Origin of the sequence: Aeromonas sp. FDAARGOS 1404, from assembly GCF_019047085.1 — a bacterium.
Lineage (GTDB): Bacteria > Pseudomonadota > Gammaproteobacteria > Enterobacterales > Aeromonadaceae > Aeromonas > Aeromonas veronii.
Genome location: NZ_CP077237.1, coordinates 4,399,884 through 4,422,347 on the forward strand (window position 1 = coordinate 4,399,884; position 22,464 = coordinate 4,422,347).

Below are 22,464 nucleotides of genomic sequence, written 5' to 3' on the forward strand. Positions count from 1 at the left end.
GCTATTGTCTCAGACGAAAGTGCAAGGTGAGCCATTGCTGGAACTTCTTCACCTGATGCAGCGCCTGGCGCAACAGATCCCGCTCGCTGTGGCTGAGCTCGCTTGTCTGCACCCGACTACCGCTCCCCTTGAGCTGGCTGCGTAGCCTCAGCCGGATAAAGAGCCGGAACGCCTCCGCCAGATTGCTGCCATAGTCGGCGCTGAGCCGCTCGGCGGCCACCAGCGCATCGATACGCCCAAGGGTTGAAGTCTCCAGAATGCCTGCCTCAAGGGCCAGCATCCGGATGCCGTGTACCAGCGGGAACAGGCCGCCCCGCTTCAGATCCAGCCCTTCCGGTGGCTGCTCCAGCCGGCCAAACAGGGTGAGGGGGGCATGAAAGGCCACTGCCGGTCGCACCATCTCCGCCAGCAGATCCCGTCTGTCCGCCAACTGCTCGCGCAGCGCTCTGGCAACCGGCAGATGCAGTTGGCGATCCCCCGCGATGGGGTGAGCATCGGCCAGGGTGGCGAGCCAGAGCAGCTCATCCTCTTTTGCCGTGGTGCAGGCGCAGGCAATGGCGCTTTGCCACTCGCTGCCTGTTTTCACCCAGGCCGGATTGTTCACCATCACCTGCCCGGGGCACAGCGGGTAGCCGAGTCGCTCCAGCAGACCGCTGAATTCGGCCAGATCGGCTGTCTGGGTGGGCCATGTCAGCCCCTCTGGCAGGATCAGGGCGTTGTCCTGATCGGTTTTGAGGATCTGCTCGCCGCGCCCCTCCGAGCCCAGCATCAACAGGCAGACTCTATCCTGCACCTCGGGGGGGATCACCAGCGCAAAGGCTTTGGCGATCAGCTGTTCGTTGATGGTGGCGATCAGCTTCATCAAAAAGGCGGTGTGGATCCCCTGGGCAAACAGTGAGCGGGTCAGTTGTTGCTGTTCGCGGGCCACCGCCTCCAGTGCCGGCAGGCTGTCGGCACGGGCGATACGCAACGTCAGCACGTGGGAGTGGGTCGAGAAGAGCCCCAGCACCTGAGTCAGTTGCAAGATGCCCGCCACCTCGTTGCCACGCCACACCACCAGTCGCTTGATGCGATGGCGGGTCATCAGCAGCAGGGCATCAAACAGATAGCTCTCCAGCGATAGACCAATCAGCGGGGTAGGGGTCAGCACCGAGAGGGGGGCCGTCAGCGGCAATCCCTTGAGGGTCAGGGCGTGGAGCAAAGTCTTGCGGGTTGCCAGCGTGAGGGAGCCATCGTGGGCGGGGTAGAGCAGGCAATCGGTCCCCTTGCTCACCATGGCTTCGGTCGCCGCCAGCAGTGACAGCTTGCTGTCGACGATAAGCGGTGCTTGCAGGTGGCTGGGTTCGATGCGGGTCAGGATAAATTCCGCCAGATTCTTCTGACCCAGTTGTTCGCGTTGCTCTTGCTGGCGCTGACGCTCGGCCAGATTGGCGGTGAAGTAGCTGGCAAACTGCGGATCCTGCTCACAGAGCGCCAGAAAGGTGTGGCGAGGAATGAGCTGACAGAGGCTATCTTCCAGCGCGGTGAAGCGGTGGCGGCAGCGGCCGTCAAACTGGGCGCGCACATCGAACAGATCATCGACCCCGTAATCACCAAACTGGTGGTGAGGGTCAGACTCTTCCACCGCCCCCTTGATGATGAGATAGAGGCCGGGAGGCTCATCCCCCTCTTTTAGCAGCAGATCTCCGGCCCGAAAATAGCAGAGCGAGAGGTGACGGGAGAGCCGCTCGCGCGCCTCCTCATCCAGTCGGTCGAACGGTGGTCTGGCAAAATTGAACAGGGTTGACATGACAGCGTCCTCTGCTGGCTTGCGGCACTCATGCAGCTCCCAGTGTGACAAAGGGAGGGGGAGGCGACCAGCCGACTTTAGTCTCAGCTGTACCACCTGTTCACACTCTGATAACGTGGTGGTATGACCAGTGAGTCAGTTTCAGGGATCAAGGAGAGGATAAGGGAGATGGAAAAACCAAGGATCAAGTGCGAGATCCACGACGGGATTGCCGAAGTGATGCTGACGCGGGGGGACAAACTCAATGCGCTGGACCGCGCCATGTTCAGTGCTATCGACGAGACGCTGACACAGCTCGCCCGGCACAAGGGGCTGCGGGCGGTGATCCTGCACGGCGAGGGGCGGGCCTTCTGCGCCGGGCTGGATGTGAAATCCATGCTGAGACAGCCGGTGGCGGCGCTCGATATTCTTAAGCGTGAAGCAGACGAGGCGACCAATCTGGCCCAGCGGGTTGCCTATGGCTGGCATCAGCTGCCTGTGCCGGTGATTGCGGTGACCCAGGGAGTCTGTTTTGGCGGTGGCTTGCAGATTGCGCTCGGCGCCGATTTTCGCTTCAGCACCCCCGATTGCCGCTTCTCGGTGATGGAGATCAAGTGGGGGATCATCCCCGACATGAGTGGCAGCGTCACCATGCGCAATCTGATGGGAGTGGATACCGCCATGGAGCTGGCCATGAGCGGGCGTGAGCTGGATGCCGTCGAGGCCAAATCTCTCGGGATGGTGAGCCGGGTCTGCGCCGATCCGCTGGTGGAGGCGCGGGAGTTTGCCCGCACCCTGATCACCAAGTCGCCCGATGCCCTGGCGGGGATCAAGCAGCTCTACAGCCAGGCCTGGGCCCGCAGTGACGAGGCGATGCTCAAAGAGGAGACTCGGCTGCAAAAGCAGATTTTGGGGCGACCCAATCAGTGGCGGGCCACCCTTAACAGCCTGTTTCGCTGGCGGCTGCCCTTCGGGCCGCGCCGCAATGCGCTCTGAGATGAGGTGACAGGAAAAAGAAATGGCAGCCGAGGCTGCCATTTTTATTGATGTCTTATGTCGTTCTGGTTCAGGAGGTCTTGCGATCCTGATCCGGCTCGAACTGATGGCCCGATTTCTCCAGTTCCAGGTTCTCTTCGGAGCGCTTGCCCACCCAGTAATCGGCGTTCTTGATGCCGAGCTTCTCCGGGTGGAATACGGGGTCAATCCCTTGTGCCTGCTGCGCTTCATAATCCTTCAGACAGGTGAAGGCTGTCTTTTGCAGCAGCAGAATGGCGATGATGTTGAGCCAGGCCATCAGGCCAACCCCGATATCACCCATGCCCCACGCCAGATCTGCAGTCTTGACTGTGCCGTAGACGGTGGCAGCCATCAGCGCAATCTTCAGCAAGAAGGTGAGCCAGGGGCGATTAATCTTGCGGTTGATGTAGGCGATGTTGGTTTCGGCAATGTAGTAGTAGGCAACGATGGTGGTGAACGCGAAGAAGAACAGCGCGATGGCCACGAAAATGCTGCCAAAGCCCGGCATCATGCTCTCCATGGCGGTCTGCACATAGCCCGGGCCTGCTGCGATACCGGCAATACCCGTGTAGATGGCGGCGCCGTCCGGCCCTTGTACGTTATAGAGACCGGTGATCAGCAGCATAAAGCCGGTGGCGGAGCAGACGAACAGGGTGTCGATATAGACGGAGAACGCCTGCACCAGACCCTGCTTGGCCGGGTGGCTCACTGCCGCAGCAGAGGAGGCGTGCGGCCCGGTACCCTGACCGGCTTCGTTGGAGTAGACCCCGCGTTTTACCCCCCACATGATGGCCAGACCCAGAATGGCACCGAAACCGGCATCCAGACCGAAGGCGCTCTTCCAGATCAGCAGGATCACGCCCGGCAGCTGGCCGATATTGAGGGCGATGATGACACAAGCCACGATGATGTAGCCCAGAGCCATAAAGGGCACCACGGTACTGGCGAAGCTGGCGATACGCTTGACGCCACCGAAGATAATAAAGCCGAGCAGCAGCGCCAGACCGGCGGCGGTGACGTTCGGATCGATATTAAAGGCGGTCTGCAGGCTGGAGCCGATGGAGTTGGCCTGCACGCCCGGCAGCAGCACGCCGCAGGCGAAGACGGTAGCGATGGCGAAGGTCCAGGCGTACCACTTCATGCCAAGCCCTTTCTCGATGTAGAAGGCCGGGCCGCCGCGGTATTCACCGTTGATCTTCTCTTTGTAAACCTGACCCAGGGTGGACTCCACGAAGGCGGAGCTGGCGCCGAGGAAGGCGACCATCCACATCCAGAACAGGGCGCCCGGGCCACCGAAGGTGATGGCGGTGGCCACACCGGCGATGTTACCGGTACCCACGCGACCGGCCAGGGTCATGGCCAGCGCCTGGAAGGAGGAGACACCGGCATCGGTGCTCTTGCCATCAAACATCAGGCGCACCATCTCTTTGATATGACGCAGTTGCAAAAAACGGGTACGCAGGGAGAAGTAAAGACCGACCCCCAGACACAGGTAGATGAGCGCAGGGCTCCAGATTACACCATTGATGGCATTGACGATTTCATTCATGTACAACAACTCCTTTGTTGTGTTTGTGGCGCTGTCTTGGCGAGATCTTGGCCTCGCTCTCTGTCACTGTTTTCGGCCCTGTTTGTTAACAATCCAGTTAACAAATGAGCGCGAGGTTGAGGGGTTAAGCAGAGCGCAAACACGCGCCATGCATGGCTTGTAACATATCGAGTTGTATCGGTGCTTCCCAGCGAAAAATGTTGCCTTGTTGCAAATTTGTGAATTGACAAGGGTGGGGGGATAATGGCAGGCAGCGTTTTCTATGAGTAAAGATGAGATCCTCCTTGTTGATCTGCGCCAGACAATGTGACGGGCGTAACACAATGGAAAGCAAACATGAGGCCAACAATGAAAAATGATCCTGAGACGTTGACGATCCGTCCCCCTGAGGCCGACGACGGGAGTGCCATCGCCCACCTGTTCACCCAATTGGGGTATCCTGCCGAAGGCGCTGACGTGACGGCACGCCTGTTGGCGCCGGATCCCGCGAGCGTTGTGCTGCTCGCCTCCCTGGCCGACAAGGTGGTCGGCGTGCTGGTGTGGCACAAGCTGGCACCATTGCATGTTGCACCAGCTTGGGGCCTGATCTCGGCGCTGGTTGTCGATGAAGGGGCAAGAGGGGCGGGAGTGGGCGCAGCCCTGCTCAAGGGCGCCGAAGCGATGGCGCGGGCCGCAGGTTGCGCCCAGCTGGAGCTATCCAGTAGCCTCAAGCGCGAGGCGGCCCACCGTTTTTATCTGGCGCAGGATTATCAGGAGCGGCCGAAACGGTTCGTCAAACTGTTGTGACCTGTTGTTTGCATCAAAAGAAGGAGTTGGCGTGCTGGGATGGTTCAAATGGCTGGGTGGTCGCCCGCAAACGTCCATGAGTGAGGATGAGTTGGCGCTGTGGCGTCAGGCGCTGGCGGCAGTGCCCATCTTGCAAGGGCTCAGCGACACCGAGCAGACGACGCTTATCGGCTTGGGGCAACAGCTACTCAAGCGCAAGACCCTGACCCTGATCGGGGTAGAGCTCAGCCGCCGTCAACAGGCGGTGCTGGCGCTGCAGGCGGCGTTGCCCATTCTTCATCTCGGTATCGACTGGTATCGCGGCTTTCACGAAATCATCATCATTCCCGAGCCCGTCACCCGGCGTCAGGAGGTGCAGGATGAGTTCGGGCTGGTGAGCGAAGTTGAAGAGGAGAACGCCGGTGAATCCTGGCCACAAGGGCCGCTGGTGCTGGCATGGAGCGATCTGCAACAGGATGGCGACTGGGACGGCTTTAATCTGGTGATCCACGAGCTGGCCCACAAACTCGACATGCTGGGCGGTGAGGCGGACGGCGCGCCGCCGTTGCCGGGGCAGATGAGCAGCCAGCTGTGGCAGCAGGCCTTTCAGGCCGCCTTCGATGAGTTGTGCCAGCAGCTAGATCGGGATGAGGTAACTGCCATCGATCCCTATGCCGCCGAACATCCCGCCGAGTTTTTTGCCGTCAGCTGCGAGTGCTTCTTTAGCGATCCGCTGCGGCTGCAGCAGGTCTATCCCGCGGTATACCGGCAACTGAGCCAGTTCTTTAGCCAGGATCCCGCGCAGCGTTTTCCCGCGACCCGCTTGCTGGCGGGGGAGGGAGGTTACGGAATTCTGTGACATCAATGCACAACAAAAATGGTAAAACAGTGGAAATGCTTAATTGTGGTCAGTGTTAAATTAAATACGAAAATCCAAAACTGACGAGCTTTATATTTAACGTAAACGTTATTTAAACACACAGCCAATACCGGTGTTAGTCCGGTATTGGCAAAGTATCAGAGAATAAAAATAGGGGGTATTTCATGTTCGATATGTTATAAACGATAAAATGCTATCAGTTTATCGATTGCTCTTTCAACAAATATGCTTTTGTCATAGAGATCAATGTGGTTGGCGCTATCTATTTCGAATAGTTCTTTAGGCTCACTTGCTTCTTTATACATTTGTTCACTCTCATTTTTAGAGCCTGCTAACTCACCAATTATCATGAGTAGTGGCGTTGGCGCTAAAAATTTCGCGTTATCTAGCGCTGAAAACGTCAATAGCTTCTCATAGCTCCATGGTAAAAATTTACTCTCGTACTTTCCTTTTATTCCCCGGTCTGTCATATAATATTCATAAAACTCTTGAAATAGTTTCGGCGTGTCAGGCGTGCAGTTTTCTGGCGCATGCGGTAAATATGAAATCGCCTCACCATTTACAAACTGTAATCTAGCATTATTTACTGATGAGAGTAATTCATCTAAATCCTTTTGAGAGAATAAGCTGCGATAAAAACCTCGATGATCGAAGTACGCATTCACGGTTGCAACTTTTGATATTCTTCTATCGGTAACAGCTGTATGTGATAAGTATCCTCCGCCGGAGCAGATTCCTAAACCAAAAATTGATTTTTTATCAACTATATCTAATGTTGATAAGTAGGTAACTGCTGCAGAAATATCTTCTGACTTATTATATGGATTTTCATAGAATCTGGGTTCACCTTCACTGTCACCAAAAGTTGCATGATCAAATGTCAGGCAAATAAAACCATGTGCAGATAATCGCTGAGCATACTCATCAACAGTGTGCTCTTTAACACCGGCTTGAGGTGGGACAAGAAGAATCGTAGATCGTACTTCATTATCCACAATGTTGTCAGGTTGATATAGATATCCAATTAGTTTGTTTTCTTGGCTATAAAAACTGATTTTTGATTTGATTGTTATCATGGCTTTCCCTATTTTATATTTAATTTATGTGAATTATTAAACGTTTTCTATAGAAATTAATTTTGCATTACTTCGTATTTTTTTTAGTACTGGGTTTATCGCTTGATGGGATGGCATACATAGCCCTACGCTTCGACCTCTAATGGGGAGATTAATATCAAAAACGTTTATGTCTGATACTTTTTCAACTAGTCCCATAGGAAGGAAGCAACTACCTAAACCCGCAAGAGCTAACAAAAAAGCCTGTTCCTTTGTTTCTGCTGTAGACACAATGTTCAATGCAATGTTCTTTGATGATATTAATCCGAGCACTTCTTGGTGAACTTCACAACTGGGGCACTCTATAAAATCTAAGTGATAAAAATCTTCGATTTTACTTGGTGCTGAAATGTTCTCTTTTGTAACAAAAACAAACTTCTCTTCCCATAACGGGATAAATAGATCAGTATCATTTTTGTCTTTTTCTAATCCAATTTTGCAATCAGATTTATCTGATGAGGTCAAAATAAAATGGCAATTAGGTGCCAAACGTTCTAAATGAGAAAGTGTTGTCGCAGTTTTATATTTACTGATGGAGTTGCAGACCCCAACACTTATTTTAGGTGTTGTTGCCTTTGACATGAATAAAGTTGAGATTGTAGCGCTGTCATTCACAAGACGCTTTGCGTGAGGATATAACTCGTGGGCACTGTTAAGTGGTTGAACTCCCTTTTTATCTCGTAAAAAAAGATCGTTGCCAAGTAGTTCCTCAAGTTGTTTCAATGCGGCAGATATGGATGGCTGCGTAATGTGACATTTTTCCGCAGCAAGAGTTAAGTTTTTTTCTTCATAGATAGCTATAAACAAACGTAACAGTCTAATATCAACCATATTTCCCTCCACTTTATTAACGATAGAGTACATAGCATGGTGTCATTAATAAAATACCGTTTGCCAATGATACCCATAGCCTTAGGCTATAGAAAAAAGAACCTCCCAAACAATTCATCTGAGAGGTTCTAAAAACAACGACTTAGTTAGGGCAATGGTACTATATGTAGTTAAAAAATGGTCTTTTTATAAAATTCATCCAGTTTTATAACAGCCTGATTAACATACTTATCTTGGTCATATAGGTCAAAGTGACCAGCACCTTTGATGGTAAAAAGTGTGGCATCAATTTTTTTCTGTTTTGCACGTTCCACAGCAATTTTACTAAATGGAGCAGACAATGCCTCTGACCCAATGATCGCCATAAATGGCTTTCCTTCAAGCAATTCAATGTGTTCAGTTGGGTTAAATGCATATCTTGAATCTAATGAGATAGCTGCTCTCTTGGGGGTGTATGTTGCTACGGCACCACCGCGCTTGCTATTTCGGTAGTAATCTGCAGCTTGATCCCAGAATTCACCAAGACCAGAACCTGCAGCGGGGATCCCATCTACATAGAGTACCTCACCGGTTTCAAAGTATTTTTGACGAGCATCACTAGCCCATTTAATTTGCTGTTGATATTGCTTAACAGGGGAGCCGTTGAGCATGTTTGCATATTGAGTTGCGCCACCCATGCCATAATCAGTGAAGTCAATAAAGGCGCTAACAACAGCTAGCGATTTTACTCGTGAATCTTGATAGGCAGTTTGAAGACCGTAACCAGCACCAGAACATAATCCTAGTTCAGCAACTCGCTCATCATCAACACCTGGAATAGAACGGATGAAGCTAATTGCATTTTTAATATCTTCCACTTTCATCGGAGCATTTTCCATGCCTCGAGGCATACCACCACTTTCACCATATGTTCTGTGGTCAAATGCTAAAGTGACATAACCCTTCTCAGCCATTTTTTTTGCGTAAATTCCGGCGGTTTGCTCTTTTACGCCACTGGCTGGAGTTATCACCACGATAGCAGGGTACTTTTTAGCCGGATTAAAATCCTTAGGTAAGAATAAATTCCCTGAAATTCTTGTGTTTTCACTTAGGAAATTTACTTTATTAATACCGGGTTGGAGTTCATAGTTGATATCCGCAAATGAATTGAATGATGCAATTGCGGAAAGGCCAAACATGAATGCTGAAATTGTTTTTAGTTTCATTTTTCTTTTCTCTTGGTTAATGAAAACATACTGTTTAACTGAATAAAACATCACCGCTGACATTATCAAGGCATGGGTGTATATCAAATCTTACAACACCTACCTGCATGCGCCCCAAGCATTGTTCTTTAACTTTCGCAACACCGATATGTCCAAATCCTGCACATAGCTCTATAGCTCTGATACCTTCTGAATATAAATCATCAAGCTGTAAGCATGCTTCTTGATAGCTAGATACTGCTATTGTTTTAACATGAACGCTATCTGTTTTAACCCATTGAAAATCAAGTTCTGGATTGACATTAGGAGCTAGAAAAATGAAAGCTGCTTTGAAACAAGACATGTAAACTCCGTATAGTGATATTCTATGTTTAAATTCATCGTATTTCTGGCCTAACATTCCCTCCTTTCTTTATCATTGCCCTTTAAATGTGGCATTGATAAACACGAATCTGCAACAGTCAGTGTCTATGACCATTATTTGATTAGACTATTTGCCATGCCTTAAATTTTAGATAACGATGATGATTGTTTTATTAAGTTAATAAATCCGAATTGGATAGTAGAATGACTGAGGAGAACAGAATGACTGATCTGAAAGTGGCCGCTCAGCGCGCCCTGAACCTGATGGACCTGACCACCCTGAACGATGACGACACCGATCAGAAGGTGATCGACCTGTGCCATAAGGCCAAGTCACCGGCTGGCCTGACCGCCGCCGTCTGCATCTACCCCCGTTTTATCCCTATCGCTCGCAAGACCCTGCGTGAGATCGGCGCAGCCGACGTACGCATTGCGACCGTGACCAACTTCCCGCACGGCAACGACGACATCGAGATCGCCGTGGCCGAGACCCGTGCCGCTGTCGCCTACGGTGCTGACGAAGTGGACGCGGTGTTCCCGTATCGCGCCTTCATGGCTGGCAATGAACAGATCGGTTTTGATCTGGTCAAAGCCTGTAAAGAGGCCTGTGGTGCCAACGTGCTGCTGAAAGTGATCATCGAAACCGGCGAGCTGAAAGAAGAGGCGCTGATCCGTCGCGCTTCCGAAATCTCCATCGATGCCGGTGCCGACTTCATCAAGACCTCCACCGGCAAGGTGCCGGTCAATGCGACACCGGAAGCGGCGCGGATCATGATGGAAGTGATCAAGGCCAAGAATCCGAAAGTTGGCTTCAAGCCTGCTGGTGGCGTGAAAGATGCCGCCGTTGCCGGTCAGTATCTGGCCATGGCCGAAGAGATCCTCGGCAACGACTGGGTATCCGCCCGTACCTTCCGCTTTGGTGCATCCAGCCTGCTGGCCAGTCTGCTGGCCACTCTGGGGCATGGCGACAAGCCGGCCAACACCAGCGGTTACTAATAGGTTGATGAGAGGGCGGACCGCTGTTCGCCCTGTTAGCCCCCACCATGCTGTGTGCGGGCAAAGATTCAGGCTTGTGTAACGCCAGTAATGGCGGAGGGAATGAAAGATGTTTTTGCCTCAAGAAATTATTCGCAAGAAGCGCAACGGTGAAGCGCTCAGTACCCAAGAAATTCAATTCTTCGTTCAGGGCATTACCAACAACACCATCGGCGAGGGGCAGATTGCGGCGCTGGCGATGGCGGTCTACTTCAAAGACATGACCATGGATGAGCGGGTTGCCCTGACCTGCGCCATGCGCGACTCCGGCATGGTGCTGACCTGGGATCACCTCAATCTGGGTGGCCCGATTGTCGACAAGCACTCCACCGGCGGGGTGGGGGACGTTGTCTCCCTGATGCTTGGCCCGATGGTCGCTGCGTGCGGCGGTTTCGTGCCGATGATCTCCGGCCGTGGCCTGGGCCACACCGGCGGTACCCTCGACAAGCTGGACGCTATTCCCGGCTACCAGACCTCGGTCGACAACGACCGTTTCCTGAAAGTGGTGAAAGAGGCGGGTGTCGCCATCATCGGTCAGACCGGCGATCTTGCCCCGGCTGACAAGCGTATCTATGCAGTACGTGACATTACCGCCACCGTTGAATCCATCGCGATGATCACCGGCTCCATCCTCTCCAAGAAGCTCGCCTCCGGGCTCGAAGCGCTGGTGATGGATGTGAAAGTGGGCTCCGGCGCCTTTATGCCAACCTTCGAAGCCTCCGAAGAGCTGGCCAAGAGTATTGTGGCCGTGGCCAACGGTGCCGGTTGCCGCACCTCTGCGCTCTTGACCGACATGAACCAGGTGCTGGCCTCCAGCGCCGGTAACGCGGTGGAAGTACGTGAAGCTGTGCGCTACCTGACCGGTGAATACCGCAACCCGCGCATCCACGAAGTGACCATGGCGCTGTGCGCCGAGATGCTTATCTCCGCCGGTCTTGCCAGCGACGAGCGCGATGCCCGCACCAAGCTGCAGGCGGTGCTGGATAACGGCAAGGCGGCCGAAATCTTCGGTCGCATGGTGACTGGTCTCGGTGGCCCGGCCGATTTTATGGAGCGTTACGACGCTTACCTGCCCAAAGCCGCCATCGTGCGCCCGGTCTTCGCGGCCAACAGCGGTTTCGTGACCGCCATGGATACCCGCGAGCTGGGTCTGGCCGTGGTGGCGATGGGCGGTGGTCGCCGCGCTGCCGGTGACAAACTTGATTATGCGGTCGGTCTGACCGACTTTATCCGCCTGGGTCAAAGTGTTGATGCTGACAAGCCGATCGCGATGATCCACGCTCAGACTGAAGATCAATTTATTTTGATTGATCGAATGGTTAAAAACTCAATATTGATAGGTCCACAAAAACCGGAAGATAGAAACAGTGTAATATCTGTAATTCGAAGTTAAGTTTATTTATCATCACTCTCACATTTTTAATGTAGCTACCTGTAGTCAGGGATTAACTATGTTAATCCCTGAGTCAATGTTTACAAATGGTCTTGAGTCTATTCTATCTTCCATGAATAGTTTAATTTAATCCTGTTGATGCAATCTGCTGTTGTATTAAAAGATTCAACTTGCTTTTATTTAGAGGTGCTTTTGTGAAAGTTATTTTAGCATTGCTATCCATGATATTCATTGTCGTCTTGTCGATATATACATCCGTCTATATTGTTATCGGCGACACTGATGCTCCAAAAGATAACCTGAAAGTCATTAACTCAGAACATTGGAATGGAAAGGGATTTGAGAACATTGATGAGATGAAGGAGGATGATAGCTCATCGATAGAACGCTTGTATCACCTTCTATTTAATAATAAGGAGGTTAGAACTCCTGAGGAGCCTATTGATTATGGTATTCGCAATGGCAAAGATTTGGTTGCGTTACCATCGTCAGGTTTGAGAGTTACATGGTTTGGGCATTCAAATGTATTATTGGAGTTCAAAAAGAGTAGAGTCCTTATTGACCCGACATGGTCTGAACGAGCATCTCCATTTAAGGCTCTGGGGCCAAAAAGATTTTATTCTCCTTCCATGAGGCTAGATGCGCTACCTCCAGTTGATCTTATCGTTATATCGCATGATCACTATGACCATCTAGACTATGAGGTAGCGAACTACTTTAGAAGTAAAAAAACAAAATGGGTTGTTCCATTAGGAATCAAGAGCATTCTCATGAAATGGGGGGTGCCAGAAGCTCAAGTGATTGAATTTGATTGGTGGGAAGAAAAAGTCATTGATGGGGTGTTTATTGCTTCAACACCGGCACGCCATTACTCTGGCCGTTTATCAAGATCTAATCACACCTTGTGGTCGAGTTGGGTCATAAAGGATAGTAATAATTCAATCTTTTATAGTGGTGACACGGGGATGCATCGGGAGTTTAACACTATTGGTGAAAAGTATGGCCCATTTGATCTAACATTAATGGAGGCTGGCTCATATAGTGCCATGTGGCATGATACACACCTAGGACCAGAGCAAGCCGTTATAGCGCATAAAATATTGCGAGGGAAATATTTATTACCTGTTCATTGGGCTGCTTACAATATGGCTCCACATGGGTGGTCAGAACCCATAGAGCGAGTGATAAATGCTGCTAATAAATTGAATGTGAAGATTTTAACTCCACAACCGGGGACAACAATCGACAAGGCAGATTTTGATAAACATGGTTTTGTATGGCCTATCAAAAAAAATGAAAATAAAGAATATGAACCTGTTTGGTCGAGCAAGGTGAATGACCTTTTGATGGCAGATAAAAAAGTATTGAACCGGGATGCTTTAAAATAACCTGATAGTATTAGGTGGATTATTTCCTAAAAAAGGCAGTGGCTATACGCCCTCATACTAAAAAACAAACTGCATCCCTTGTGGTGGCCCGTGAGAGCCTTATTTAGTTGATGGATATATCCACAAATGGGGGGGGCAGGAGTGCCGAATCGCTAGAGACGGATATCCGGATGTAGGGCTGAAAAGGGAAGATGTGTGCGCAGGCAAATCAGCTTTGCGAAATAGCAAAAAGGCACCCGAGGGTGCCTTTTTCACAATCTGAGTGGCTTGCTTATCAGGCAGCGGCTTTCAGCTGTACTGCGGCGGCTTTCTTGTGATCGCCGATTGGCATCACGGTGCGGCCGAACTGCTCGTTGATCACGGTGGCCATGGCCAGGTAGATGGCGCTGGCGCCACAGATGATGCCTTCGAAACCGGCGATGGTGCCGATCAGGGTGCTGCCGGTGAAGTCACGGGCGGCCAGCAGGAAGAACAGCACGGTCAGGGAGGCGAACACGAACTGCTTGGCGCGCGGGTAGTTGATGGTGCCAACCAGCATGAACAGGGTGAACATGCCCCACATCAGCAGATACCAACCCATGTAGGCGTGCGGAGTGGCTTCGGCCAGACCCATGGTCGGCATGATCAGCAGGAACACCAGGCTCAGCCAGAACAGGCCGTAGGAGGTGAACGCGGTCACACCGAAGGTGTTGCCACGCTTGTACTCCATGATGCCAGCGATGATCTGGGCGATGCCGCCGTAGCACAGGCCCATGGCCAGGATCATGGCGCTGATGGGGAAGAAACCTGCGTTATGGATGTTCAGCAGGATGGTGGTCATACCGAAACCCATCAGACCCAGAGGGGCAGGGTTGGCCAATTTTTCGCTCACGTGGCGTTCTCCAAAAATAGAGGTGGGGTTAACAAAAGACGCGCGATTTTAGGCAGGCTGTGGCGCGCCCGCAAGGGGGCAAGGGGGATAAATCGTAAAAAAACTACGTGATTATTTGTATCAGAGGCCAAATGCTCACCAAGACAGGCTGTTTGGTGAGCAAAAGGTGTCAAAATAGTTGAGGGGTTGTATTTTTATTACGCTTTTGTGCAGTGCGGCGGCCTTACTGATCCAGTGTCAGGATCACTTTGGCTTCCTTGTCCTCTTCCTTGACCTGGCTGTCGAGCACGAACAGCCGCTCCGGGGCGATCCCCTGGCTGTCGACCAGAAACTCCTTGGTATTTTGCGCCCGGCGCATGGCGAGATTGCGCAGGGATTTGGCGGTGATGAGCTGCTGATCCCGCAGCAGGATCACCGCCTGGGCCCGCAGTGCTGCGCTCTCTTCATCCAGATGGAGCCGATCGGCCAGATCATCCAGATCTTCGCCAAAGCGCTCTTCATAGGCCCGGGCCAGCGCCTCTTGCAGGGCGGGGTCCTGTTCCAGCAGGTCGAGATCCGCCTGATTGCCGGTGAGCTTGGCCAGTACCCGTTCCAGCTTTTGCCGTTGCAGGATGGGGCGCTCCTCGTTGAAGTTGACCTTGCCGCGAATGTTCATGCTGAGCTTGGGTCTATCCTTGAGGGCCTGCGCCAGCTTGACCAGTTTCTCCTGCTGGGTGGGGGTGAGATCGGGATCCCCCGGCAGGAAGGGAAGTTCGTCGAGATCTTCGGTACCATCGGCCAGCGAGGCGAGCAGGGAGAAGGGGGAGGTGATCGCCTTGCTCAGAGTGTTGCCCAGCACATCCCAGAAAATATTGCCGATGCTGAAGTCCGGTTGATCGAGATCCCCCTTCACCTTGAGGTTCATCTGTATCACCCCGTTGGCATCGCTTAGCAGGGCGATGGCTAGCCCCAGCGGCAGATCCTTGGCCTGATCGCTCTTGATCTTCTCGCCCAGTTGCAGCTTCTTGATGGTGATGTCGTTATCCCCCTCCAGCCGATTGCCCTCCAGCTTGTAGTGCAGCTTCATGGAGAGCTGCCCTTTGTCGATGGCATAACCGGCATAGGTGCCCGAATAGGGGGTGAAGGTGGTGAGCTCCAGATTGTGGAAAGCGACCGCGATGTCGAGGATCGGGTTGGCCACCAGCAGGTTGGTGCCGCCGCGAATGGTCACTGGCGCATAGCGATCCACCTTGCCGTTGAAGGCGAGATCGGAGCGTTGCCCCGGAATATTGCTGATATGGCGACTTTGGCCGCCCAGTGAGGCGATATCGGCCACAAAATCCTGACTCAGGCTGCGATCGGCAAAGCGCAGGTTGCCCTGCTCGGTGCGCAGCTGGTCAATGGTGAAACGAAAGTCAGGAGTCTTGCTGCCTGCTTTTGTTTCAGTACTTTTGGTTGCCGCCGGTTGCGGCAACAGCAGCTGTTGCAGGTTGGTGGTGCCATCTTCGTTGATCTCGATGCGGGCGAAGGGCTTGTTCAGGGCAATGTCCTTGATCCGCATCTGCTGGCTGATGCCGTCGTACGTCAGACCGGTGAGAGCCAGGGTGTTGAACTCCAGCAGCCGCTGATTGTCTGCCCGATCGACCACCTTGAGCCCGTTGACATCGAGCCCCCCTTGCAGGGTCAGCTTGCTGAGATCTCCTTGGGCGGTGGTGGCGAGATCAAGTCTGGTCTTGCTGCTCAGCAGCCCGTTTTGCACCTTGATACGCACCAGATCGGCCAGATAGGGCTGTGCCAGCGTCAGGGGCAGCTCCTGCTGGTTGATGTCGCCGCTTAAGGTGAAAGGAGTCAGGGTCAGTTGGCCATCAAAGGCGAGGGGGCTGCTCTGGTTGAACTGGGTGGCCAGAGTCAGTTTGCTCGGTTGCTCCCCCTTGCTGCCCAGTGGCCCCAACGCCAGCTTGAGGCCGGAGAGCTGGCGTGCCTGCGGTTTGCCGCTGCTCGATTCGGTGAGAGTGAGATCGCCCTTGTCGATAAGGATCTGCTTGATCTGCCACTGCCAGGGTTTGTCTGCCCCGTGTTTCTTGCCGTTATCGGCTGTTTTTGCTTGTTGTGCCGACTTGGGCGCCGCATTGTTGGCCACCTCGTTTGCGGCGTGGGCCCCTTTGACGGGCTTGGCGGGGGCCTGTTCAATCAGCAATTCAGCCAGATCCAGCTCCTGCTGTGGGTTGAGGGTGGCCTTGAGCAGGGGCTGTTGCAGGGTCACCTTGCCGATCTGAAGCGACTGTTTCTGGCCATCGACAGCCAGATCGCTAAGGGCCAACTGGCCGAAGCGGGCAAATTCGTCGCCCTTGTGTTTTTTAAGCTGCCAGTTGTCCAGCGTCAGCTTGCCTTTGGACAATTGCCAAAGCACCCCTTGCTTGCCCTCTTTAAGCTGGTACTGCACCTCTGCATTGGCGTGGCCCTTGGCCAGATCCAGCTTGAGATAGGGTGCCCAGAGCGGGGCGAAGGGTTTCAGCTCGACCTGCTTGAGGCTCACCTTACCCTGACCCATGCCGCTCATTACATCGAGTTTGCCGTGAGCGGAGAGGTTGCTTTTGCCGTTGATGGCGGCGCTCAGCTGATAGGCGGTCGGGTGATTTGCCTCGGTGCGCAGGTTATCGAGCTTGAGGGTCACTTTTTCCAGATTGAGGAGCGGCAACCAGCCAGGTTCGCTCTCCTTGCGTTGATCCTGATAGCGCACATGCCCGTCAGTGACATTGACTCTTGCAATATCGACCAGCAGCGGGGCGCTGGCTGTTTCGGGCTCGTGGGAGGGCGCAGGGGCGAGCAGGGTCGCCAGCGCATCGGTCAGGTTGAGTCGAACATCCCCTTTTTTGTCTGTCAGCCGTTGCAGCTGCACCACGGGGTTGGTCAGGGTGACGGCGGAAAGCACGACCCCTTTCTGCTGCCAGCTGGCTTGCAGGTTTGGGGTGATAAAGAGCTGCTCAAAACGGATGATAGGCTGCTGTTTGGCATCGAGCAGGGCAGTCGCGCCGAGGGTGAGAGAAGGGTTGCGCAGCCCTACGTCAATCTCACCCAGCGTCAGTTGCAGGCCGTAGTGCTCGGCCAGCCAGCCGGGCAGATAGCGCTGGACCAGACGGGGGGTTTGCCACAGCAGCAGGGTGATCAGGATAAGAAGCAGCAGGAAAGCGTAGGCAAGGTAGCGCAGCAAGCGGAGCTTGGGGGACGCGGGCTCGGTGGTGTTCATTTGGTGCACTCCCATTTGGTTCCCACCATGGTACAGAAAAGCTGGATAGTAATCATGGGGTTGCGTGCTGTTGTACGCCGTACTTTGTCCAAAGGCGATCCAGTTCACCCTTTTGTTGCAGCGCTGCCAGCCACTGTTCCAGCTGGGCAGGGGTAATGGGGGCCGCAGGGTGAAGGATGGCGCGGTGTTGATATTGTTGATCCCATTTCTGCGAGATCAGCAGCTGGTCGGCGGTGTCGGGGTGGGCCAGCAGATACTGGTTAAGGTATGAGACGTTGAGAATGGCTACCTCGCCACGTCCTTTGAGCAGGGCTTGCAGGGCGCTGACATTGTCCTTGACCAGGGTGATATTGAGCTTGCGCTGCAGGTAGAGGGGATCGGCATTGAACTGGCCGACGCCGTAGTGGTAGCCGGTCACTCCGATAAGATGATGCCGAGAGGGGTCATCGAAAAAGCGCTGATCCCGACCCACTTTGTTCAGGGCCACATAGACCTCGCCACCACCGAGGAAGGGGGCTGTCATCTTGAATTTATCTGTGTCCCAGCCCCATTTGGTGTCTTCAAACAGCATCAGCGAGAAACGGCCCAGATCGAGCGCCTTGTAACGGTTGGAGGCCGAGGTGGGAACAAACACGAATCTTACCTCTTGCTGGATCTCGTTTAGCTTGGCGATGAGGTCCAGCGTCAGTCCTTCATAGCGTGAATCGGAGAGTTTGACCACAAAGGGGGCATAGGGGTATCCACCAACCTTGATGAGGGGATGGCTCCAGCCAGAGAGGCTGAACAAGAGCAAAAACCAGCACCAATATCTCATGGGATCCCCAGGGCAATAGCTTGCTCCCAGATTCGGTTAATCTGCGCCAGTTTTCAAGCTGTTAAGGGAATTAACACAGCGCTGTTCGGCGGCCTCCAGCTCGGCCATCACCATCTGGATATCCTCCAGTTGCTGGCGCAGGGCGCCGCGTTTTGCCTCGATCAGCTGGATCATGGAGTGGAGCTGGGTTTTGCTCGATTTGTCGGTGTCGTACATATCGAACAGCTCGCGGATCTCGGCCAAGCTAAACCCCAGCCGTTTGCCGCGCAGGGTCAACTTGAGCCGGATCTTGTCCCGATGGCTGTAGATGCGGGTTTGCCCCTCCCGCAGCGGGGTGAGCAGCCCCTCATCCTCGTAGTAGCGGATGGTGCGCGGCGTGACATCGAATTCGTGGGCCAGCTCCGAAATGCTGTAGGTGATCTCCTTGCCGGGCAGGGAACGGGACATGGTCATGACTCCTGTTGCTGGGCGTGTGGCTGGCAGAGGCGGGCGCGCAGCCGCTCGGCATTGGCGTGCAGGGCCTGACCGACCCGCGAGCCGTTGGGACGGCCGAGCTGCTCGCTCACCCACTGGCCGGTGGCCGCCAGTTTGTCGAGATCCACCCCGGTCGTCATGCCAAGGCCGTGCAGCAGGTAGACCACCTCTTCTGACGCTACATTGCCGGAGGCGCCCGGCGCATAGGGACAGCCGCCAAGCCCCGCCACCGAGCAGTCGATGGTGCGAATGCCGCGCTCCAGCGCGGGTAGCAGGTTGGCCAAGCCCTGACCGTAGGTGTCGTGGAAATGGACCGCGAGTCGACCCGCCGGGATCTCGTGCAGCACCGCATCCAGCATGGGCGCCACCGTGCCCGGGGTGCCGACGCCTATGGTGTCCCCCAGCGAAATTTCGTGGCAACCGAGATCCAGCAGTTGCTCGGCCATGGCGGCGACCCGTTTCGGGCGGGTCGGGCCATCGAACGGGCAGGCGATGACGGTGGAGAGGTAGCCGCGCACCTTGATGCCGAGGCGGCGCGCCTCCTGCACCAGCGGGGCGAAGCGGACCAGCGACTCCTCCACGCTGATGCCGATATTGGCCCGGGTAAAGCCGTCGGAGCAGGCGGTGAAGAGGCCAATCTCGTCGGCGCGGGCGGCAATGGCTGCCTGCAAGCCTTGCAGATTGGGTACCAGAGCGCCGTAACGGGTCGGTCCCTTGCGCAGCAGTGCCTGAAAAAGTGCGGCGGAGTCTGCCATCTGCGGCACTTTTTTGGCAGAGACAAAGGCACCCACCTCGATGCGCTGCAGACCGCTGTCGGTAAGGCGCTGGATCAACTCCAGCCGTTGCACCAGGGAGAGGGGCGCAGCTTCATTTTGCAGACCATCTCGCGGCCCCATCTCCACCAGACTGACCCTGTCGTCACGGACGTCCTGTGATCGGTTCATGGGTGATCCTCCTGTGTGGCAATCTCTTCGGCAAAGCGCACCAGCACGGTTCCCTGGCTTACCTGCTCGCCCTGTTTGCACTGCAGCGCCTCAATTACCCCGTCCCGCTCTGCACGCAACTGGTGTTCCATCTTCATCGCCTCCAGCACCAGCAGGGGTTGCCCCTTGCTGACTGTTTGCCCCTGCTCGATCAGCACGGCTACCACTATGCCGTGCATGGGCGCGATGGCGCCCTGCGCCTTCTCGTTTGCCTGCTCATGGTGGTGGCTGTGCTGCCGATCATCGGCTGCGAAGCGGATGCACTGGCCCCCCAGGGTCATGATGAAGGCTGTCTCCGAGCCTGCGACCGTTTGAATGGGGATCTGTTGCCAGTAGCCACCCTGCTGCAGCCGGATATGGTCATCGCCTTTTTGGTAGCAACGGGTCTCCCCTTGCCACTCAAACTGGCCGCCATGATCGTTAAGGGTCAATACCCGGTGCTCATCACCGATGCGCACCGCCGCTGTCCAGCAGCGATCCGGCCCCAGCCGAAATCCGCAGGCTTGCTGCCAGGGGGAGGTGCCCGCAGGGCGGCTCGCCAGCCAGAGGGCGGCCAGCGGCCAGGTGAGCTCAGGAATGGGCCGTGCTGTGGTGGGTATGGGCCACTGGGTATGGTGGCTCATGGCCAGGACGTCAGGCTCTTCACACAGGCGCAGCAGCAGCGGGCCGTTGTGCACCAGCGGGCCGAGATCCAGTGCCGCCAGCGCATCGGCCAGTTTGGCGAACGCCTCGGTGCGGCTTTGGCCGTGGGCGATCAGCTTGGCGATCATGGGATCGTAATAGGGGCTGACCTCATCGCCAGCGGTGACGCCGGTGTCGATGCGCACGCCAACGGGCCAGTGGAGCCAGTGGATAGGCCCGCTGGCAGGCAGAAAACCGGCCGCCACATCCTCGGCGTAGAGGCGCGCTTCCACCGCATGGCCGCGCAGCACCACTTCCTCCTGAGTGAGTGGCAGCGGCTTGCCTTCGGCCACGGCCAGCTGCCAGGCCACCAGATCCTGCCCGGTCACCGCTTCGGTGACCGGATGCTCCACCTGCAGCCGGGTGTTCATCTCCATAAAGAAGAACTCATCCTTGCAGAGCAGAAACTCGATGGTGCCCGCCCCCTGATAGTTAATGGCTTTGGCTGCGGCCACGGCCGCATCCCCCATGGCGCGGCGCAGAACCGGAGGGATGTCGGGGGCGGGCGCCTCTTCGATCACCTTCTGATGGCGTCGCTGCAAGGAGCAGTCCCTGTCCCCCAGATAGATGGCGTTGCCGAGGCTATCGGCAAAGACCTGTACTTCCACATGGCGAGCTTGGGGCAGATAGCGCTCCAGCAGTACCAGATCGTCACCAAAGGCGGCCTTGGCTTCCCGTTTGACTGCCGCCAGCGACTCGTCAAAATCGGCCAGCTGATCGACCCGGCGCATCCCCTTGCCACCGCCGCCACTGGCCGCCTTGATAAGTAGCGGGAAGCCAATCTGGCTCGCCTGATCGCGCAAGAAGTCCGGTCGTTGATCCGTGCCGTGATAGCCGGGCAGCACAGGTACGCCAGCAGCCTGCATCAGCGCCTTGGCGCCCGATTTGTCGCCCATGGCGAGAATGGCGGCGCCGCTTGGGCCGACAAAGCACAGGCCGCGCTGTTCGCAGGCGGTGGCAAAATCGCTGTTTTCCGACAGAAAGCCGTAACCGGGATGGATGGCATCGGCGCGCGCCTCTTTGGCAATCTTCAGCACCTTGCCGGTGTCGAGATAGCTCTCTCTGGCCGGTGCGGGCCCCAGATGCCAGGCCTCATCGGCCAGACGGGTGTGCATGGCGTGGGCGTCGGCATCGGAGTAGAGGGCGATGGTGTGGATGCCGAGGCGTTTCGCCGTCTTGATGATGCGCACGGCGATTTCGCCGCGATTGGCAATCAGCAGGCGTTTAATCTGAGAGTGATGGGTCATGTCTCATCCTTGAAACGGGGACGCCAGGCGGGAGGACGTTTGTCGAAGAAGGCCTGCATCCCCTCCTGGGCTTCGAGTCCCACCCGAACCCGGGCGATGGTCTCGACGGTTTTCTCTTCGTGCAGGCGGGAAGGATGGGCCTCTATGGCCGCCAGCAGTCGTTTGGTCTCTTTCATCGCTTCCGGCCCGTTGCGGCACAGACGAAGGGCCTGCGCCCGTCCCTCCGCCAGCAGTTGATCCGGCTTGCAGAGTTGATGTGCCACATTGAGCCGACAGGCGGTGATGGCATCGAACGGCTCGGCACTGAGCATGTAGCGGCGCGCCTGACGCATTCCCATGGCGCGTACCACGTAGGGGCTGATCACCGCAGGCACTAGCCCGAGGCTCACCTCTGAGAGGCAGAAGCGGGCATCGTCGCTGGCCAACACCAGATCGCAGGCACAGATCAGCCCCAGCGCCCCGCCATAGGCGGCCCCTTGCACCAGCGCCACCGTGGGGAAGGGGAGCTCATCGAGGGTCTGCATCAGCCGCGCCAATACCCGGGCGTCTTCGCGATTGTGTTCGAAATCGGCGTGAGCCAGATTGCGCATCCAGTTGAGATCGGCGCCCGCGCAAAAGTGTTTGCCCTCTGCCCGCAGCAGCAGGGCGTGGGGGCGTTCGGCAAGATCATGACCATGGAGATGGGCCAGATCATCGAGGCAGTCGAGCAGCCCCAGCATCAGGTCGGCATCAAAGGCGTTGTGGCGGGCCGGGCGCGACAGCACCAGCTCGGCCAGTGGGCCGTGCCGCTCCAGCCGAAACGGGCCCTGTGTTGAAGAACCAAGTGCTGAGGAAGTAAGTGGATCTGACATGGGTTTGC

Annotated in this window: 19 protein-coding genes; 6 read left to right on the forward strand and 13 right to left on the reverse strand. The window is 55.2% G+C overall.

Annotated elements, in window-relative coordinates; all coding sequences use genetic code 11:
• Window position 1 precedes the first annotated feature (1 nt).
• Window positions 2-1,789 (reverse strand): putative nucleotidyltransferase substrate binding domain-containing protein, encoded by a 1,788-nt coding sequence (locus tag I6L34_RS20415; RefSeq protein ID WP_216955234.1) that lies wholly within the window; start codon window positions 1,787-1,789, stop codon window positions 2-4.
• A gap of 168 nt (window positions 1,790-1,957) precedes the next feature.
• Between I6L34_RS20415 and I6L34_RS20420 the strand changes: the two genes are divergently transcribed.
• Window positions 1,958-2,764: a crotonase/enoyl-CoA hydratase family protein gene (locus tag I6L34_RS20420; RefSeq protein WP_124929626.1), complete on the forward strand. Its 807-nt coding sequence runs from the start codon at window positions 1,958-1,960 to the stop codon at window positions 2,762-2,764.
• 70 nt (window positions 2,765-2,834) lie between these two features.
• On the opposite strand, the gene I6L34_RS20425 is transcribed toward I6L34_RS20420, so the two are convergent.
• The gene (locus I6L34_RS20425; protein WP_005336959.1) at window positions 2,835-4,334 is read right to left on the reverse strand and encodes a sodium:alanine symporter family protein; all 1,500 of its coding nucleotides are present in this window, start codon (window positions 4,332-4,334) and stop codon (window positions 2,835-2,837) included.
• A 348-nt stretch (window positions 4,335-4,682) separates the two neighbouring features.
• On the opposite strand from I6L34_RS20425, the gene I6L34_RS20430 reads away from it, so the two are divergent.
• Window positions 4,683-5,120 (forward strand): GNAT family N-acetyltransferase, encoded by a 438-nt coding sequence (locus tag I6L34_RS20430; protein ID WP_019445255.1) that lies wholly within the window; start codon window positions 4,683-4,685, stop codon window positions 5,118-5,120.
• Between the two features lie 76 nt (window positions 5,121-5,196).
• A complete protein-coding gene (locus tag I6L34_RS20435; protein WP_058057492.1) occupies window positions 5,197-5,958 on the forward strand; it encodes a zinc-dependent peptidase in 762 nt (253 codons plus the stop codon).
• A 197-nt stretch (window positions 5,959-6,155) separates the two neighbouring features.
• On the opposite strand, the gene I6L34_RS20440 is transcribed toward I6L34_RS20435, so the two are convergent.
• The 4 genes from I6L34_RS20440 to I6L34_RS20455 form a co-directional block, all read right to left on the reverse strand.
• Entirely contained in the window at window positions 6,156-7,055 is a 900-nt protein-coding gene (locus I6L34_RS20440; protein ID WP_216955235.1) for an alpha/beta hydrolase, read from the reverse strand.
• A 36-nt stretch (window positions 7,056-7,091) separates the two neighbouring features.
• A complete protein-coding gene (locus I6L34_RS20445; protein WP_216955236.1) occupies window positions 7,092-7,925 on the reverse strand; it encodes a LysR family transcriptional regulator in 834 nt (277 codons plus the stop codon).
• A 170-nt stretch (window positions 7,926-8,095) separates the two neighbouring features.
• Window positions 8,096-9,130, reverse strand: coding sequence for an alpha/beta hydrolase (locus tag I6L34_RS20450; RefSeq protein WP_110303841.1), 1,035 nt, complete (start codon window positions 9,128-9,130; stop codon window positions 8,096-8,098).
• Between the two features lie 34 nt (window positions 9,131-9,164).
• A complete protein-coding gene (locus tag I6L34_RS20455; RefSeq protein WP_230848150.1) occupies window positions 9,165-9,530 on the reverse strand; it encodes a DUF6506 family protein in 366 nt (121 codons plus the stop codon).
• Window positions 9,531-9,715: 185 nt separating this feature from the next.
• On the opposite strand from I6L34_RS20455, the gene deoC reads away from it, so the two are divergent.
• The 3 genes from deoC (at window position 9,716) to I6L34_RS20470 (ending at window position 13,309) form a co-directional block, all read left to right on the forward strand.
• The gene (gene deoC / locus I6L34_RS20460; protein ID WP_216955237.1) at window positions 9,716-10,489 is read left to right on the forward strand and encodes a deoxyribose-phosphate aldolase; all 774 of its coding nucleotides are present in this window, start codon (window positions 9,716-9,718) and stop codon (window positions 10,487-10,489) included.
• Window positions 10,490-10,598: 109 nt separating this feature from the next.
• Window positions 10,599-11,921 (forward strand): thymidine phosphorylase, encoded by a 1,323-nt coding sequence (deoA, locus tag I6L34_RS20465; protein ID WP_058057181.1) that lies wholly within the window; start codon window positions 10,599-10,601, stop codon window positions 11,919-11,921.
• Window positions 11,922-12,115: 194 nt separating this feature from the next.
• On the forward strand, window positions 12,116-13,309 hold the full coding sequence (locus I6L34_RS20470) for an MBL fold metallo-hydrolase (RefSeq protein ID WP_201993728.1): 1,194 nt from the start codon (window positions 12,116-12,118) through the stop codon (window positions 13,307-13,309).
• 274 nt (window positions 13,310-13,583) lie between these two features.
• Here I6L34_RS20470 and I6L34_RS20475 read toward each other — a convergent pair whose 3' ends face one another.
• From I6L34_RS20475 to I6L34_RS20505, 7 genes are all read right to left on the reverse strand, one after another.
• On the reverse strand, window positions 13,584-14,180 hold the full coding sequence (locus I6L34_RS20475; RefSeq protein ID WP_005336948.1) for a GPR1/FUN34/YaaH family transporter: 597 nt from the start codon (window positions 14,178-14,180) through the stop codon (window positions 13,584-13,586).
• Between the two features lie 223 nt (window positions 14,181-14,403).
• Window positions 14,404-17,406, reverse strand: coding sequence for a DUF748 domain-containing protein (locus tag I6L34_RS20480; RefSeq protein ID WP_058057193.1), 3,003 nt, complete (start codon window positions 17,404-17,406; stop codon window positions 14,404-14,406).
• 52 nt (window positions 17,407-17,458) lie between these two features.
• Complete coding sequence (locus I6L34_RS20485; protein WP_058058286.1) at window positions 17,459-18,220, reverse strand: ABC transporter substrate-binding protein; 762 nt, start codon at window positions 18,218-18,220, stop codon at window positions 17,459-17,461.
• Window positions 18,221-18,256: 36 nt separating this feature from the next.
• A complete protein-coding gene (locus tag I6L34_RS20490; RefSeq protein WP_005336945.1) occupies window positions 18,257-18,667 on the reverse strand; it encodes a MerR family DNA-binding transcriptional regulator in 411 nt (136 codons plus the stop codon).
• Between the two features lie 2 nt (window positions 18,668-18,669).
• Window positions 18,670-19,638: a hydroxymethylglutaryl-CoA lyase gene (locus tag I6L34_RS20495; protein WP_058057195.1), complete on the reverse strand. Its 969-nt coding sequence runs from the start codon at window positions 19,636-19,638 to the stop codon at window positions 18,670-18,672.
• Window positions 19,635-21,605, reverse strand: coding sequence for a biotin carboxylase N-terminal domain-containing protein (locus tag I6L34_RS20500; protein WP_216955238.1), 1,971 nt, complete (start codon window positions 21,603-21,605; stop codon window positions 19,635-19,637). The genes I6L34_RS20495 and I6L34_RS20500 overlap by 4 nt, the downstream gene beginning before the upstream one ends.
• Window positions 21,602-22,456 (reverse strand): enoyl-CoA hydratase-related protein, encoded by an 855-nt coding sequence (locus tag I6L34_RS20505; RefSeq protein WP_058057197.1) that lies wholly within the window; start codon window positions 22,454-22,456, stop codon window positions 21,602-21,604. Before I6L34_RS20505 ends, I6L34_RS20500 begins: the two co-directional genes overlap by 4 nt.
• Window positions 22,457-22,464 lie beyond the last annotated feature (8 nt).

Bases quoted from the DNA above. Each gene is read 5' to 3' on its own strand.
- I6L34_RS20505 (WP_058057197.1), bottom strand. From the start codon at position 22,456: ATGTCAGATCCACTTACTTCCTCAGCACTTGGTTCTTCAACACAGGGC.
- deoA (WP_058057181.1), top strand. From the start codon at position 10,599: ATGTTTTTGCCTCAAGAAATTATTCGCAAGAAGCGCAACGGTGAAGCG.
- I6L34_RS20440 (WP_216955235.1), bottom strand. From the start codon at position 7,055: ATGATAACAATCAAATCAAAAATCAGTTTTTATAGCCAAGAAAACAAA.
- I6L34_RS20450 (WP_110303841.1), bottom strand. From the start codon at position 9,130: ATGAAACTAAAAACAATTTCAGCATTCATGTTTGGCCTTTCCGCAATT.
- I6L34_RS20495 (WP_058057195.1), bottom strand. From the start codon at position 19,638: ATGAACCGATCACAGGACGTCCGTGACGACAGGGTCAGTCTGGTGGAG.
- I6L34_RS20480 (WP_058057193.1), bottom strand. From the start codon at position 17,406: ATGAACACCACCGAGCCCGCGTCCCCCAAGCTCCGCTTGCTGCGCTAC.
- I6L34_RS20435 (WP_058057492.1), top strand. From the start codon at position 5,197: ATGAGTGAGGATGAGTTGGCGCTGTGGCGTCAGGCGCTGGCGGCAGTG.
- I6L34_RS20485 (WP_058058286.1), bottom strand. From the start codon at position 18,220: ATGAGATATTGGTGCTGGTTTTTGCTCTTGTTCAGCCTCTCTGGCTGG.
- I6L34_RS20415 (WP_216955234.1), bottom strand. From the start codon at position 1,789: ATGTCAACCCTGTTCAATTTTGCCAGACCACCGTTCGACCGACTGGAT.
- I6L34_RS20445 (WP_216955236.1), bottom strand. From the start codon at position 7,925: ATGGTTGATATTAGACTGTTACGTTTGTTTATAGCTATCTATGAAGAA.
- I6L34_RS20455 (WP_230848150.1), bottom strand. From the start codon at position 9,530: ATGTTAGGCCAGAAATACGATGAATTTAAACATAGAATATCACTATAC.
- I6L34_RS20420 (WP_124929626.1), top strand. From the start codon at position 1,958: ATGGAAAAACCAAGGATCAAGTGCGAGATCCACGACGGGATTGCCGAA.
- I6L34_RS20425 (WP_005336959.1), bottom strand. From the start codon at position 4,334: ATGAATGAAATCGTCAATGCCATCAATGGTGTAATCTGGAGCCCTGCG.
- deoC (WP_216955237.1), top strand. From the start codon at position 9,716: ATGACTGATCTGAAAGTGGCCGCTCAGCGCGCCCTGAACCTGATGGAC.
- I6L34_RS20430 (WP_019445255.1), top strand. From the start codon at position 4,683: ATGAAAAATGATCCTGAGACGTTGACGATCCGTCCCCCTGAGGCCGAC.
- I6L34_RS20490 (WP_005336945.1), bottom strand. From the start codon at position 18,667: ATGTCCCGTTCCCTGCCCGGCAAGGAGATCACCTACAGCATTTCGGAG.
- I6L34_RS20500 (WP_216955238.1), bottom strand. From the start codon at position 21,605: ATGACCCATCACTCTCAGATTAAACGCCTGCTGATTGCCAATCGCGGC.